Origin of the sequence: Sphingobacterium corticis (genome assembly GCF_042684745.1) — a bacterium.
GTDB lineage: Bacteria > Bacteroidota > Bacteroidia > Sphingobacteriales > Sphingobacteriaceae > Sphingobacterium > Sphingobacterium corticis.
In genome coordinates this window covers 561,123-575,996 of record NZ_JBHUMA010000004.1, presented here as the reverse complement: position 1 = coordinate 575,996, position 14,874 = coordinate 561,123, and the positions used below count along the sequence as shown (strand labels likewise).

At 41.2% G+C, this 14,874-nt stretch carries 12 protein-coding genes; all 12 read left to right on the top strand.

All coding sequences use genetic code 11. The features are described from left to right. Positions 1 to 52: 52 nt before the first annotated feature. From ACFSQ3_RS03795 to ACFSQ3_RS03740, 12 genes are read left to right on the top strand one after another with little or no spacing between them, the layout of a single operon-like run. A complete protein-coding gene (locus tag ACFSQ3_RS03795; protein WP_380867620.1) occupies positions 53 to 796 on the top strand; it encodes a tyrosine-protein phosphatase in 744 nt (247 codons plus the stop codon). Between the two features lie 33 nt (positions 797 to 829). Then, entirely contained in the window at positions 830 to 1,648 is an 819-nt protein-coding gene (locus ACFSQ3_RS03790; RefSeq protein ID WP_380867618.1) for a polysaccharide biosynthesis/export family protein, read from the top strand. A 56-nt stretch (positions 1,649 to 1,704) separates the two neighbouring features. Then, positions 1,705 to 4,062 (top strand): GumC family protein, encoded by a 2,358-nt coding sequence (locus tag ACFSQ3_RS03785; protein ID WP_380867615.1) that lies wholly within the window; start codon positions 1,705 to 1,707, stop codon positions 4,060 to 4,062. Positions 4,063 to 4,112: 50 nt separating this feature from the next. Next, positions 4,113 to 5,846, top strand: a complete 1,734-nt coding sequence (menD, locus tag ACFSQ3_RS03780; RefSeq protein ID WP_380867608.1) for a 2-succinyl-5-enolpyruvyl-6-hydroxy-3-cyclohexene-1-carboxylic-acid synthase — start codon at positions 4,113 to 4,115, stop codon at positions 5,844 to 5,846. Positions 5,847 to 5,861: 15 nt separating this feature from the next. Beyond that, on the top strand, positions 5,862 to 7,424 hold the full coding sequence (locus ACFSQ3_RS03775) for a lipopolysaccharide biosynthesis protein (protein ID WP_380867605.1): 1,563 nt from the start codon (positions 5,862 to 5,864) through the stop codon (positions 7,422 to 7,424). After that, complete coding sequence (locus tag ACFSQ3_RS03770) at positions 7,387 to 8,259, top strand: SDR family NAD(P)-dependent oxidoreductase (RefSeq protein ID WP_380867604.1); 873 nt, start codon at positions 7,387 to 7,389, stop codon at positions 8,257 to 8,259. The genes ACFSQ3_RS03775 and ACFSQ3_RS03770 overlap by 38 nt, the downstream gene beginning before the upstream one ends. A 5-nt stretch (positions 8,260 to 8,264) precedes the next feature. Further along, the gene (locus ACFSQ3_RS03765; protein ID WP_380867602.1) at positions 8,265 to 9,416 is read left to right on the top strand and encodes a polysaccharide pyruvyl transferase family protein; all 1,152 of its coding nucleotides are present in this window, start codon (positions 8,265 to 8,267) and stop codon (positions 9,414 to 9,416) included. A gap of 22 nt (positions 9,417 to 9,438) precedes the next feature. After that, a complete protein-coding gene (locus ACFSQ3_RS03760) occupies positions 9,439 to 10,710 on the top strand; it encodes a VpsF family polysaccharide biosynthesis protein (protein WP_380867600.1) in 1,272 nt (423 codons plus the stop codon). Further along, a complete protein-coding gene (locus tag ACFSQ3_RS03755; protein WP_380867599.1) occupies positions 10,694 to 11,734 on the top strand; it encodes a glycosyltransferase family 2 protein in 1,041 nt (346 codons plus the stop codon). Before ACFSQ3_RS03760 ends, ACFSQ3_RS03755 begins: the two co-directional genes overlap by 17 nt. 18 nt (positions 11,735 to 11,752) lie before the next feature. Continuing rightward, positions 11,753 to 12,853, top strand: a complete 1,101-nt coding sequence (locus ACFSQ3_RS03750; protein ID WP_380867596.1) for a glycosyltransferase family 4 protein — start codon at positions 11,753 to 11,755, stop codon at positions 12,851 to 12,853. Continuing rightward, positions 12,846 to 13,979, top strand: a complete 1,134-nt coding sequence (locus ACFSQ3_RS03745) for a polysaccharide pyruvyl transferase family protein (protein WP_380867594.1) — start codon at positions 12,846 to 12,848, stop codon at positions 13,977 to 13,979. Before ACFSQ3_RS03750 ends, ACFSQ3_RS03745 begins: the two co-directional genes overlap by 8 nt. Positions 13,980 to 13,981: 2 nt before the next feature. Further along, positions 13,982 to 14,872: a glycosyltransferase family 2 protein gene (locus tag ACFSQ3_RS03740; RefSeq protein WP_380867591.1), complete on the top strand. Its 891-nt coding sequence runs from the start codon at positions 13,982 to 13,984 to the stop codon at positions 14,870 to 14,872. The last annotated feature ends 2 nt before the right edge of the window (positions 14,873 to 14,874 follow it).

Below are 14,874 nucleotides of genomic sequence, written 5' to 3'. Positions count from 1 at the left end.
ACGGTCGCTCCGGCCGGGTATTTCTACAGTTTCGAGTGTTGCAAATCAAACTATGTTAAACATTTTTCGAGCAAAAAGACAGTTTCAGGATTTAGAGTGGATGCATGTTGATATGCACTCTCACTTGTTGCCAGGAATCGATGATGGCGCTAGTTCATTGGACGATAGCCTACATTTATTGGAGCAACTTCAAGATCTGGGACTGAGAAAATTCTTCTTTACGCCGCATGTATTTCGCGAAATGTATCCCAATACGCAGGATACGATTCAAGAAGCTTTTCAGCAGATCGCTTCCAGCGCTTCTGCAGATGCGGTCGGAGGATTTGCAGCCGAATATATGGTGGACAATTATTTTGATCGTTTGCTACAAACACAAAAACCTTTGGCGTACCTGCCGGATCATCACGTATTAATTGAGATGTCCTACATGCAGGAGAGCGCAATGATCGAGAAAATTATTTTCGATCTGCAAATGCAAGGTTACAAACCCATTCTTGCTCATCCTGAACGTTACGTTTTCTATCACGGCAAAACGGATCGTATTGAGCATTTACGGAACTTGGGTTGTTTGTTACAGCTTAATTTACTATCCCTTTACGGGTATTATGGAAGTAAGGAAAAGCAGGTAGCTCGATTGCTTTGCGAAAAAGGATTAATCGATTTGGTAGGTAGCGATGTACATCATCGTCGGCATATCAAAGCGATTGAACACGGCTTGACCAAAGAGGATCTCTGGCCGTATTTTAAGCGATGTCGATTAAAGAATCAGGAATTATTTAGCGAGACATACGCCTAAGTAAAACATATTAAAAACTACAATTACACTACAATGACTAACAACTTTAAAAACAATCCACCGAAGGCTAGGGTCTGGTATATATTCAGCGCCCTACTAGTGACTTTGCTATTGGGCAGTTGTTCGGTAAAAAATGTTGTTTATTTCAAAGATCTTCCTCAAGATACGTTGAAAGTAATGAAAGCAGCGGCAGCATTTAGCGAGCCGGTTATTCAATCCGATGACTTGCTAAGCATTACGGTGCAGACGCTGGATCCTACAACGAGTAGTATTGCTAATCAGACCGAAGCCGTTCAAGCAGTTGGTGCCAGTAGTGCATCTAATGTTGGTAATCAGGTAATCTCAGGTTTTCTAGTCGACAAAAATGGCTTTGTACACATGACGCTATTAGGCAAAGTCAAGGTAGCGGGATTAACTACATATCAAGCTCGTGAACTGATTACCGAGAAAGCACAAGAATTCTATCGCGATCCCACTGTTCAAGTTCGCTTTGCCAACTACAAAATTACAGTATTAGGAGAGGTGACGCGCCCAGCAACGTACACCGTTCCGAACGAAAAAGTAACCGTCTTAGACGCACTTGGTCTTGCCGGCGATATGACAATTTACGGTCAGCGCGAAAACGTCCTCCTTATCCGTGAAGAGAACGGACAAAAAGCGATGGTAAGATTAAATCTCGCAGATAGTGATCTGTTTCAGTCGCCTTATTACTATTTACGTCAAAACGACGTAATCTACGTAGAGCCAGGAAAAGCAAAAGCGGCGACCAACAACGCTGCAAGAACTCAAACATTCGCCATCATTGGTTCAGCACTGTCCCTATTGATCGTACTAATTACCCGTTGGAGATAATCTATCTTCTTCAACGGGTAATTATATATGCGTAAAACTCTCATAATTCAAGACTTATGGCTAACAAACAAACGGATTGGAATGACGAATTTGTTGATGAAATAGAATCTTCAGATAATAACGATTTACTACGATTTTTTAACAAAATACTATCCAACTGGTATTGGTTCGCTTTATGCGGCATAGTGGGTATTGTGTTAGCATTTTTCTACTTACGATTTACCGTTCCAACGTATACCGTCCGTGCAAAATTGCTTGTTTCCGATGAGAAGAAAGGCTCTGGCGGTTTAGCAGGATCAGCATTGGATGATTTTTCTGGTCTAATGGGTGCTAAAAGTTCTGTAGATAACGAAGTGGAAGTGCTTCTTACAACAGATTTGATGCAGGAAATGGTTTTGGCCGATTCTGCTTACATTGGCTATTATACGAAAGGAGCGTTGAAGGATGTTCCAACTGACGGTGCACCATTTCGCGTAAATATTGTGTCTAATCCTTTCGCTATACGGGAAGGAGTAAGTTTCGAAATTGAATTTGGCGAACAAGGAAATCTAACTTTTAAGGATTCCGATACTACATTTAGAGCACAACTTTCAAAACCCTTTTCATATCCAGAAGTGGGGACGTTGCAGATTGAACAAACTCGAGCTTTGGAAGAAGGCGAAAAATACGGTTTTTACATCAAGCCGGTGCACAAAGCAGTTTCCAGTTTAATGCAATCTTTAGAGGTGGCCGTAACGAACAAAAATGTATCCACTATCGATTTGACTTTGAACACTTCAATACCTACGCGTGGGGAGCGTCAGTTAAACAAGCTGATCCAAAAGTACACTGATCGAAACTTGAATGATAAAAATGTTATCGCAGATTCTACACTATCATTTATAAAAACTCGATTATCTACCATTACCAAGGAATTAGCTGGAGTTGAGGATAAGATTTCTGGTTACAAACAAAGCACGCAATTGGCGGATATGACAGAACAAAGTCGTTTGTTGCTTCAAAACTCATCTGAATACACCAAAAGCATTGCGGAGATTGATGTGCAAATATCTTCTTTGGATGCGGTTTTAGCTTATTTGAAAAATCGGGATAACCCGAGAGTTTTGCCATCGTCCGTGATGGAGCAAGATTTGGCTTTTAACAGTTTGATCACCAAATATAACGGCCTTGTTTTAGAAAGAGAGCGTTTGTTGTTGGCGAATACTGAAGGAAATCCATTAGTGAAAAATACTGATGTCCAAATTGCTGGATTGCGCGAAGATATGATTAGCAGTTTAAATTCCACCAAACAAAGCTTGGAGCTATCTAAGCAAAAGCAATCGCAAATGTCGGATCAGTTGTCTTCTCGGATTCAAGAAGTGCCAACGATTGAACGGGGTTACATTGATTTGGCGCGTTTGCAACAAATTAAGCAGGAGCAATACATTTTCCTGCAAGAGAAATGGGAGGAAACGGCGATCGGTCGTACAGCTAACGTTTCAAATTCCAAAGTAATCGATTCTCCACGAACGGATGAATATCCAGTATCGCCGAAAGGCAAAATCGTTTATGCTTTTGCATTGTTCATCGCTTTGTTGATTCCACTAGCGATTATTTATATCAGAGATTTGTTCAATGTACGTGTAATGAACTTCGACGACATTACGAATGGAACGCGTTTGCCAATCTTAGGCTCAATAGCGCATTCGGAAGATAGAGATCAGGTCGTCATTACGAAAACTGCCCGTTCCCCAATCGCAGAACAATTCCGGGCAATGCGGACGAATTTGGAGTTTACATTGAACGGTGGCAAACGTGTTTTGTTTACATCATCTATGTCTGGCGAAGGAAAATCCTATGTGGCTTTAAACTTAGCGGTCGCATTAGCACTGTTGGATAAAAAAGTACTGATCATGGAACTGGATTTACGCAAACCATCGATTACGTCAAAATTGGGCTTACATGTAGGGAAAGGTTTTTCGCAATATGTAGTTCGTCCTGAAATGCGAGTGGATGAAATCATTATGCCGTCAGGTACACATGAAAATGTGGACTTGGTACAAGCTGGTGCTATTCCGCCAAATCCTGCGGAATTATTGATTAGCGCACGCGCAACAGCGCTGATGGAGGAGTTGTCGACGCGCTACGATTATATCTTAATGGATGCGCCTCCGGTGGGAATGGTAACCGATGCGCAGTTGTTGGCGCGTTATGCTGATACGTGCCTTTATTTAGTGCGTCAAGGACATACATTCAAAGATCAACTGAATATTCCGAATGATCTAGTATCTAAAGGAAAAATTAAGCCAATCCAATTAATCGTAAACGATGTGAAAGCAAATGGTAGTTACTACGGAAATTACGGTTACGGATATGGTAATTATGGGCAGGAAAGCGAAAGCAAACCATGGTGGAAATTTTGGAGCAATAAGTAAGATTTTCCATCGACAAATCAATATTAGTTTAAGTTATTTAAAAAGTAGTTATGTATTCGGATAATCCATTGATTACAAATCTCTTGTCGCTGCTTAAGCAGTTTGGCATCAGAAAAATAGTGATTTCGCCAGGAAGTAGACATTTTTCTATTATCCACTCCATGGAGAGCGATCCATTTTTCGAGCTTTTCTCGGTCGTTGATGAGCGAAGTGCTGCCTTTTTTGCAGTAGGATTGATTCAACAATCGAATGAACCGGTGGCTGTTTGCTGTACTTCTGGTACTTCGGTAATCAATTACGGATCAGCCGTCATCGAAGCCTTCTATCAAAAGCTACCATTATTATTATTGACAGCAGATCGTTTGCCGGAATTTTTGGGACAAATGGAAGATCAAATGTTCCGCCAAGGTGATACCTTCCAACACTTTGTGAAATTCAACGGGCAGTTGAAGCAAATCAAAAATGCTTTCGATGAATGGTACTGTAACCGTATTATTAACGAAGGTTTGTTGGCGCTTAATCACAATGGCCAAGGTCCGGTTCAGCTAAATATTCCGATTGAAAATCATCACCTGGACACATTCTCTAAAACCGCGTTGCCAACTGTTCGAAAAATTGATCGTTTGTTCTCCTATGAAACGGACGAATCTTGGCAGAATCTTGCTAAGAAGCTGCAAAACAAGAAGGTGATGATCGTTTGGGGACAAACGCATTTCATACCTAAAGAAGTAGCCGCAGCGTTTGAAAAATTTGTGGAAGCATTTAATCCGGTTGTTTTGACGGATAACTTATCCAACTACAACGGGCCAAATACGTTGGACGATACATTTTTGCTTCTTCGCGCATTGAAGCGCAGCGAGAAAAGCGAATTCTCTCCGGATATCGTTATCACCCTTTATGGTAACTATGTATTCAACGGCGAGATTAAGCAATTGCTAAGACCGTTGGGTAAATCCGTAGAACATTGGATGATTGGAGCGAACGGTGAAATTGTTGATCCTTTCCGTAGATTGACGCATATTTTCGAAATGCCGGAACAACTTTTCTTCAATAAGTTAAGCGCATTTAGCGAGAATAGCAAAAGCACTTATTTCGATCAATGGAATGAAATATCGAAACTTCTTCCAGAACCAAATGTGACATATAGTGAATTATACGCCATCGGCGAATTCATTCATAAGCTGCCACAAAATGTCGATTTGCACATCGCAAATAGTTCCCCAATCCGGATGGCATCGACCTATAAGATCGATCCTTCGGTAAAAGTGTACTGTAATCGTGGTGTGAATGGCATTGATGGATGTATGTCCACCGCGGTGGGATTCGCAGCAGGAACGAGCAACGCAACTTTCTTGATGATTGGCGATTTGACGTTCTTCTACGATATGAACGCAGTTTGGAACAGACACCTATCTAAAAACTTCCGCATTCTATTGTTAAATAATGAAGGCGGAGCGGTAATGCACATGCCATTACATGAGCGTTTGGCAAGCATACTTCCTAAACACGTTTCTGCCGGACACGTTACATCGGCAAAAGGTTGGTTGGAATCTGTCGGGTTCACTTATCTAGCAGCGAATGACGAAAAATCGTGTCAAGAAGGAATTGAGAAGTTGACGGATCTTTCACAAGAAGGACCTATTGTTTTGGAAGTATTTACCGAAAAGGAAACCGACGTACGGATTCTGAAGGAATACTTCAAAAGTTTAAATCGAGAAACTTTGATGGATAAGGTGAAGATGAAGGCAACAGCAAAAATGAAAAACATTCTAAAGCGCTTCTAGATCGTAAGAAAAAGTATGTCGAGTAATAACACACGCATAGCACGAAATACAGTTTCCCTTTTCTTCCGGATGCTCATCACGGTGTTGGTATCGTTGTATACCTCGCGCGTTGTTTTGAGCGTACTTGGTGTGGAAGATTACGGTCTGTATGCCTTGGTGGGTGGCGTAGTTACTTTCTTCTCCTTTATCAGTGGAACGATGTCGTCGTCGACGCAACGATTCTTAAATTTTGGTAAAGGGAAAGAAGATCTTGATCAGGTTAAGCGTGTTTTTGGAACCAGTGTTTTCGTTCATGCGCTTATTGCTATTGGCTTACTGGCTTTGGTGGAAGGAATCGGTCTTTGGTTTTTAAATTACAAATTGAACATCGAACCTGAGCGGTTGGAAGCAGCAAATTGGGTATTTCATGTGTCGGTGCTATCATTCGTTTTAACCATTGCTAACGTACCATATAGATCGGTAATATTAGCAAACGAACGCATGTCCGTATTTGCGGTAATCAGCATTGTGGAAGTGTTATTGAAATTGCTTGTGATTTTCGTGATTCAGTGGGTTTCCGGCGATAAATTGATTTGGTATGCGATCATGCTTTTGGTTTCTACCGTGGTGGTTAACTTGATTTATAGATTCTATTCGAAAAGTCAATTCCAAGAATGTAAAGGCGGTTTGAAATGGGATAGCGATATTGCGAAAAAGTTGTTTGGATTTTCTGTTTGGACGCTCATTAGCGGTTTCTCGATTGTGCTAAGAAATCAAGGTGCAAGCGTTTTACTCAACATTTTCTTCGGAACGGTTATCAACGCTGCACAAGGAATTGCGAATCAAATCAACGCCATCATTGTCGGCTTTACAGCAAATTTTACCTTATCGGTAAACCCGCAAATCGTAAAAGATTATGCTGCTGGTCGTCTAGATGAAATGCGGAAATTGGTAATGTTTAGTTCGCGCATTGCCTTTGTTCTGCTGTTGATTATTGCTTTGCCGGTTGTTATAGAAGCTGATATAATTTTAAGCACTTGGTTAAAAGAAGTTCCAGATTACGCCGTGTTTTTTGTGCGATTAATCTTAATTCAAGCATTAGTAGAATCTTTCGCGAGCGTACATGGTACTGCGCAGGGTGCGACAGGAAAGGTAAAACAATACCACGTAGTTTTAAGTGCTGTTGGATTATTGAATTTGCCCATTGCTTATTTAGTGTTGAAAGCAGGCGCCGCACCATATTCTGTGCTATTCATCTCCATCGCGCTATCTGCAGTTATTTCCGTTTTGAGATTATTCTTTTTACGTAAGTCAATCGAATTGTCACTTCGCCAGTACGCAAAGCAAGTGATTTGGCGATGCTTTTTGGTATTAGCGATCGCCGTGCCTGTTCCCTTGTTCTTACGATATCAGCTTGAAAACACCGTAATTAATGCAATTATCATTTGCATCGTTAGTGTAATCATGGTCATTTTGACGACGGTCGTGTTTGGCGTTTCAGCGAAAGAGCGATCTAGTTTGATTAATAAAATTCAAAAGAAACTTCCTATTAAATTCTCAAATGATAAAAAAACTAATTCCAAAATCCCTGCGCAATAAGCTGGATCGGAAACTGAAAAAGAAATTCGCTTACACGGAAGTGACGAAGCCATATCAAATCAACATAGAGAATGGTTTGCGTCGGTTGGATGGGCAGATTGCCGTGGTTACCGGAGGTAGCGGGGTAATAGGTCGGGCAATTGCTTGTCGTTTGGCAGCGGAAGGAGCGAAGGTGTATGTCTGCGGAACAAGCATCGCGAAAGCGCAAGTAACGGTTGACGACGTCATAGCTTTAGGTGGACAGGCGGTACCTTTCGTCATCGATCTTTCTTCGGAGGAAGATATCAAAGCGAGATTCCGTGAGATTAATGAAGCGGAAGGAAAGATCGATTTGTTGATTAACAGTGCGGGAGGGAGTTCAAGAGAAAAAAATGCGCGTATCGATCAACTTTCCATCAACGTGATTGATACCATACTGACGATCAACCTGCGTGGAACAATGCTTTGCTGCCGTGAAGCTGCGAAATATATGGTGGACAAGAAAGCTGGAAACATCGTTTGTATCACTTCCGTCATTGGAGAACGCGGTAAAGCAAAGTTCTCAGAATATGCTGCCGCAAAGGCAGGAATTATTGCTTTTGTGAAATCCATTGCGATGGAATTAGGACCATTGGGAATTCGCGTAAACTGTGTGTCGCCTGGAATCGTGCCTCGTGGAGAAGTGAATGGCGAACAAGTAGAACGCTTGACGAAAACAAACTATCTGGCGGATTATGGCAAGCCGGAAGATATTGCAAATATGACCATGTTCTTGACTACAGAAGAAGCGAGTTTTATCACTGGACAAAACTTCATGGTAGATGGTGGACGTTCATTGGGTTTGAAAGGAGATTAATAAAAATGAAAACGTTAGATAAGACGAAAACGGTCGGGATAATGAGCCTTCCTCTGCATACCAATTACGGAGGAATTCTGCAAGCTTACGCGTTGCAGGAAGCATTGAAGCGTTTAGGAAATAAGGTGTACATCATTGATAGCGAAAACAAGAAAAAGCCTTCGCGCTTAGAAATGTTGAAACGCTATACCAAACGAAGCATTCAAAAATACTTACTCCGCAAAAACGTAGAAATATTTCGCGAAAAGCGCATCAAAGAGGAATATCCAATCGTTGCTCAACACACCAATAAATTTATCGAATCATATTTTAAGAATATCGTACATCTTGAAAAAATAAAGGCAGACAAAAGCTTTGCGCTAGATGCCATTGTTGTTGGTAGCGATCAAATCTGGCGTCCGCGTTATTATTACGCCATCGAAAATGCATATCTCGATTTTGTAAAAGATCGCGAATTACGTCGCATTTCGTATGCTCCTTCCTTCGGAACAGATGCTTGGGAATATTCCGAAGCGCAAACCCAGTTATGCAAATCTTTGCTTGGCAAATTTGATAACGTTTCTGTTCGCGAAGATTCTGCTGTGCAGATGGTGAAGAAGAACTTTGGAAGGGATGCAGTTCATGTTTTGGATCCAACGATGCTTCTACAACCAGAAGATTACCTGAAGGTTGTTGGTCAAGTCGACAACAAATATAGCGGCAGCGGCATAACCTACGTATTAGATAACTCTGGAGAAAAGAAGGAAATCTTGGATGAAGTAAGCGCTAGAATTGGATTGTCTTTCTCTCCATTGAACGTTCAAATAGGTGATAATGGTCCGGATGTAACTAGTCGAATCGCGCCTCCAGTAGAAAACTGGTTGCAAGGTTTTGCGGAAGCAGATTTTGTGATCACAGATTCTTTTCACGCTTCCGTGTTTTCCATTCTATTCAACAAACCATTTATTGTGGTGGCTAATAAAACGCGTGGTACTTCGCGAATGAGCTCTTTGTTGAAAATGTTCGGTTTGGAAGATCGATTAGTAGAAAATAAATCTGATTTGCCTACCGAAGATCTGAAAGCTATTGATTGGGAAATCGTAAATGCGAAGCTGGATAGTTTGCGTGCGCAATCTATCAACTTCTTATCAAACGCGGTTGCCGGAAAATCCGAATAAAAGTAATTAGTAGAAATAAAGCATGTTAAATCGGTTGTCCATACTAAAAACAGGAAGTTACCATCCAAACTATAGGTTTAGGTATGTGTTTTTCTTTGTTATTGCCTGCACCATTTTCGTAGGCACTAGTATTTGGCATGCTTTCGGCTGGCGGACAGGTTCTCCAAGCGCAGCTTCCTACCAACAATTGCTTCCTCAATTCTATTTCGTGTTGTTATTAGTAGGAATATCTAATAAAGAGAATATTCTTAAAACGCGATTGGAGGAAGTGCAAATATTGCTCACCATTGCAGCGCTCATTTTCACGATGGTGCTCATCGGGAATACAGGTAGTTTATCGGGTATTCCGAATGGCTTGATGTTACCGGCATTGATTTCGCTAATAATCCGTGGAATGCCGATTCAAACGGTTCGCAAAATCAGGCCTTGGGTAATCGGATTCGTCATCTTTAATAGCTTATTTGCTGTTGCCGAACGGTTACTGTACATCAATTTCTTTCCTTTCACTGGAAGTGAAACGGGCGGAGGTGTGATTGATGGTACATTCAGAAGCTCCGCTTTGCAGAATCACCCATTGAATAATGCATTGATGACGTCCACGATTATGAGCTTTCTGCTTTGGGACAAATCCTTGCCGTTGTTGAAGAAATATGGTGCGATCTGTTTAGGCTTTGTATCGCTTTTGTGTTTCAATACGCGAAGTTCCATCGTGCTTTGGGGAGCGATTTTGGGCGTCCATTTCATCGGCGTTCTACTATCTAATAAAAAACGCGTTAAGAAAGCAAAACCTGTTTTAATACTTGGTATGGCTGTGGCGGTGACGGCGTTGATGTATTTGCTTTTTGTTGCCGGATGGGGAAATCGATTGCTAGAAATTGATCTTTCTGACGATAGCAGCGCGGCGGCTCGTTTGGAAGTTTGGGCGATATTCGATTATTATAGCTTAAACGATTTCTTATTCGGAACCTCCGCGGATTCCTTTGGTCGCGTACTAGATCGGATTGGCATGGCTCGCGTAGAAAATTATTGGCTGATCTTCATCGTTCGTTATGGCGTTATTTTTACAGCCTTACTTACCTTCATGTATGTTCGGTTATTCCGTCGTTTGTTCAGCGGATATAAAACGATACAAGTGCTTTTCATTACAGGCGTTTTTCTGCTATTAAGTTCAACCAACAATTCGTTGGCATTTAGCGAACAGCCTTTGTCGGTATTTATTATCTGTTGTTACGTGTTTTCACCAAAGCTGTTTCCATCAAAAACTAAAAAAGTTCGACGTGAAGAAAGAAATTAAGTTTTCCTTTGTTGTTCCGGTGTACAATGCCGAAAAGCACATTGCTGCGTGCGTGGAAGCAATTTTGCTTAGCGCGAATAATGCAATTAGTGCGATAGAAATCATTTTGATCAACGATGGATCAACGGACGATAGTTTAAAAATTTTACGCGATTTCGAAGTAAAGCATTCATTCATCACGGTAATCGACAAAGAAAATACGGGCGTTTCTCCTACGAGAAATTTGGGGATAGAAAGCGCAGTTGGTGAATACGTTTGCTTTGTGGATAGCGACGATTACCTGACGGCAGATTATGTTCTGATGCTCGAAAAATCGCTGAGTAAAAATGCAGCGGATGTTGTTCAAGTTGGTTTTGAAAGGCGAATCGGCGAACGCGTTTTGTATCAGGTCGCACCAACGAAATCAACACTGTATACGGATATCAACCGCTATTTTGCTAACGAAACATATACACATGCTGTTTGGTCCTATGTTTTCAAACGTGATCTTATTGAAGCTTTTGAAATTCGGTTCGACGAACAATTGCGATACTCCGAAGATCAGGATTTCATCCTGAAATTCTTCGCAAGAACATCCAACATTGCAACGATCAATGGTGTAGTTTATCTATACAATGATGTGCCGACTTCGGCGGTAAATAGTTCTTCCCAAAATATCGAAAAGGGAAGAAATCGTGCGTTAGCGCAATTGGTAGTGATCGAGAATCTGTTTAAACAACAATTCGTTCCGCGCGGATATCACAAAGAAGTTGTAACGGATTTAGTGGATGATTTTTTTGTGTACGCTGTTCGTGTAGAAGGTTATTCTTCGGCGCAAATTATGGATGATTATACGCAGTTTCTGGATCGGATAGAATCATCTTACGCTTTGGATATCGCGATGCAAAAATGCTTAAAGCAACCGCGACGCAATCCAACATTATATCTACAGAAAATCAAATCAAAAATAAATTGGAAGAAGAAAACGCGAAAAGTGCAGAAAATGGTGCGCGGATTAGTCGGGAATTTTTCGTTAAAATCTTAAAACAACAACATGCCTAAGATGAAAATTATACATGTGGTGCACGACTTCCTTTTCGGCGGAATAGAGAGTTATCTTTATTATTTGGTGCAAGCGCAGTCGGCCAATCCAAATCTTGAGGTAGCAATATTATGCTGTCAAGAGGAAGACAAGGTGGCCAATCCGCGTATGAAAACGTTGGGTGTAAAAATCTACTACGAAGCGATCAAACCATTCGAGTGGAGGCTCAGCAAGTACAAACGCATTCAGCAGATTGTTAACAATTACGATTTAGCACAGTTGCATATCTACAAGCCCTTGCTGTTGGAAGCTTTGAGCCGTTCCAAAACTCCGGTGATATTCACGGTGCATACCGCGGGCGCTGTTCGTCGGGAACAATCAAAATATGCGAAGTTGAAAGTGAAATTTCAAGTTTCCCAATTAAACAGATGCTGTTTGGGTGTGGTGAACAACTCGAAATATTCACAAGATTACTGGTTGGAAAAAGGCGTTCAGAAAAAGAATAACGAAGTAATCTATAACGGCGTGCTGTTCAAAGAAAACTTCGATCGCAGTTTACCATTTGCCACTTTTCCACAGCTCAAGCCAGCTAAATTTATCATCGGCACAAGCTCTCGCTTTATCGGCTGGAAGCGCGTCGATTATCTCATTCAAGCTTTCGCTAAGTTTTTAGAAAAAGGCGGAGATGGCACCTTGCTTTTGGTGGGCGATGGCGATGAAAGAGTATCTTTAGAAAATCTGAGTAAAGAACTTAAAGTTACCGATGCAGTCGTTTTCGCTGGTTTCCAAACGGAAGTGACCGCGTATCAATCGGTAATGGACGTATGCGTTTTTCCTTCCGTTTCAGAGCCATTTGGCTTGGTCGCTATCGAATGTATGCATTTAGGCAAGCCCGTTTTGGTAATGCGGGATGGCGGCGGTTTACAGGAATTAGTGGAGCAAGTTGAACCAAATTTTGTTGTCGAAAATGTGGATGAACTAGCCGATAAATTGTTGGGATTATCCGACGCAAAAGCTATTGATAGCCAAGCTGCTGAACAACGCGTCGCATTTGCCGAGAAGTTCAATATCTATCAAATCGAATCAAGTTATTACGCTTATTACCAATCATTGCATGAATAGGGTTTTATATTATAAAGGTTATACACAATATCACAATATTGGCGATCAGCTGATTAATAAAAGCTTGTTGGATCACTTTCGCAAGCACGCATCAATTGTGGTAAGCGACGCAAAAATGCCGGAATTTTACCTACAGAATTTGGAAGTAACGGAGGCAGAGCGTGTGTCCAAAAAAGGAAAAGGATTTCACGGCGCTTTGGTGGCTGATGCGTTCAATGCATGTTTCGATCCGCAGAAAAAAGTATATTTTTTGGCTTCGCCTCCGGGGCACCAATTTGATAACTCCTTCGTAACCGGATGTAAATATGTCTTAACAGGGTTATTCTATCTATTGTTGAATATTCTTGGCGTAGAAATTATAAAGATCGGATTTTCCATTGGTCCGTTGAGTAGCATGGGCAAAATTGGTGAGCGTTTTCGTGCTTGGTTCGTAAGAAACTATTACGTGCGCGATTCTATTTCCTTAAAATATGCGAAAGGAATTGGCGTGAACCACGCAAAGTTTTTCCCGGATTTATGTTGGAGTTATCAACCCAATCCCGAAACGCGTATTACGGTTCCAACGGAAGTTGCAAATGCATTACCGAAAGTCGTGATATCGTTTAGAAGTGCTGTGCACGGCGAATCGGCGGTTGATGCCTACGAGCAATCTTTGGTGCAAATTCTAGAGCAGATTTCGATGAATTATCAAGGTCAATATCAATTTGAAATCGCTTATCAAGTTGCTTCCGACAAAGCATTTAGCGAGCAACTTTACGAAAAATTTAAAAGCCGTTTTCCAATTACCTTGCGCCAAGCACAGATCGATTTGCAAGGCGCTGGATATTATAGTTCAGCCGATTTTGTGTTAACAAATCGCTTGCACGTTGCTTTGTTGGCCTACAAGTTCACATGTTTGCCGATTATACTTACTGATATTCAGCAACATGCTAAAATCAACGGAATCTTTTCAGACGCTGGATTGAAAGAACTTTTAGTAGATACGCAGGAAGGAACGCCTACAGCACTTACGAACGTAGGTCTCGTATTTCAAAACAAAACACCATTGCTAGCGAAGTTGCAAAGCGAAGAATCTGCCTATCACGAGCTGGCAATCAACATTATGTCGGATATTTTTAAAGCGTAAGTATGGTTTTTTCAGTAATTATACCTCATAAGAATGCGACTCAACTACTTCAACGCTTGTTGGAATCTATTCCGCAACGTGTTGATTTGGAGGTGATCGTAGTCGATGATAATAGCGATGTGCAAGAAATTGCCAATTTGGAGAAACTACAAGCTAGTCATACATTTTCGCTTTACCATAATAAGGGGAAGCGTGGAGCAGGAGCAAGTAGAAATGTTGGATTAGAACACGCACGCGGTAAATATGTGTTGTTAGCCGATTCGGATGATTTTTTCAATGCAGGTTTCAATGAGGAGCTGGATCGCGTTGCTGAAAGGGAAATCGACGTTTTTTACTATAAAGTGCATTCCGCGGATTCGGATACGTATGAAGAAAGTCATCGCCATTTATTCTTCAATGAACTAATCGATGCTTACAAAACAAAGGGCAAGCGCGATGTGCTGTACAAGTATTCCGTGCCTTGGGGTAAGATTTATCGCCGTCAATTTATTGAAGATAATCATATTAGCTTCGCGGAAGTAATCGCTGGTAACGATATGTGGTTTTCTTGTCGATGCGGTGTGTTGGCTAAAACTTTTGAGATTTCCGATTTCGTTTTATATACGGTAACTATCCGCGATGGCAGTATTGTGAACACCATCAAGCCCGAATATTTCCTTGCTCGCTTCGATGAAACGATCCGAGTGAATAATATGCTTCGACAAAGCAATTTGAGTGCATACCAATATTCGGTGCTGTATTTCGTTTCGAAAGCGCATCAATTTGGTGTCAAATCCTACGTTGCGAAAGAAATCTTGCGTAATCGAAGCAATATCTTCATTGGTTTAGAGAAGATTTTGGATTACAAAAAGGTAATGATCGATCGGGAAAACAAGCGTACGAAAAACCATTAGCC

Coding starts and splice junctions, on each gene's coding strand:
- ACFSQ3_RS03795 (WP_380867620.1), top strand. CDS start 53: ATGTTAAACATTTTTCGAGCAAAAAGACAGTTTCAGGATTTAGAGTGG.
- ACFSQ3_RS03790 (WP_380867618.1), top strand. CDS start 830: ATGACTAACAACTTTAAAAACAATCCACCGAAGGCTAGGGTCTGGTAT.
- ACFSQ3_RS03785 (WP_380867615.1), top strand. CDS start 1,705: ATGGCTAACAAACAAACGGATTGGAATGACGAATTTGTTGATGAAATA.
- menD (WP_380867608.1), top strand. CDS start 4,113: ATGTATTCGGATAATCCATTGATTACAAATCTCTTGTCGCTGCTTAAG.
- ACFSQ3_RS03775 (WP_380867605.1), top strand. CDS start 5,862: ATGTCGAGTAATAACACACGCATAGCACGAAATACAGTTTCCCTTTTC.
- ACFSQ3_RS03770 (WP_380867604.1), top strand. CDS start 7,387: ATGATAAAAAAACTAATTCCAAAATCCCTGCGCAATAAGCTGGATCGG.
- ACFSQ3_RS03765 (WP_380867602.1), top strand. CDS start 8,265: ATGAAAACGTTAGATAAGACGAAAACGGTCGGGATAATGAGCCTTCCT.
- ACFSQ3_RS03760 (WP_380867600.1), top strand. CDS start 9,439: ATGTTAAATCGGTTGTCCATACTAAAAACAGGAAGTTACCATCCAAAC.
- ACFSQ3_RS03750 (WP_380867596.1), top strand. CDS start 11,753: ATGAAAATTATACATGTGGTGCACGACTTCCTTTTCGGCGGAATAGAG.
- ACFSQ3_RS03745 (WP_380867594.1), top strand. CDS start 12,846: ATGAATAGGGTTTTATATTATAAAGGTTATACACAATATCACAATATT.
- ACFSQ3_RS03740 (WP_380867591.1), top strand. CDS start 13,982: ATGGTTTTTTCAGTAATTATACCTCATAAGAATGCGACTCAACTACTT.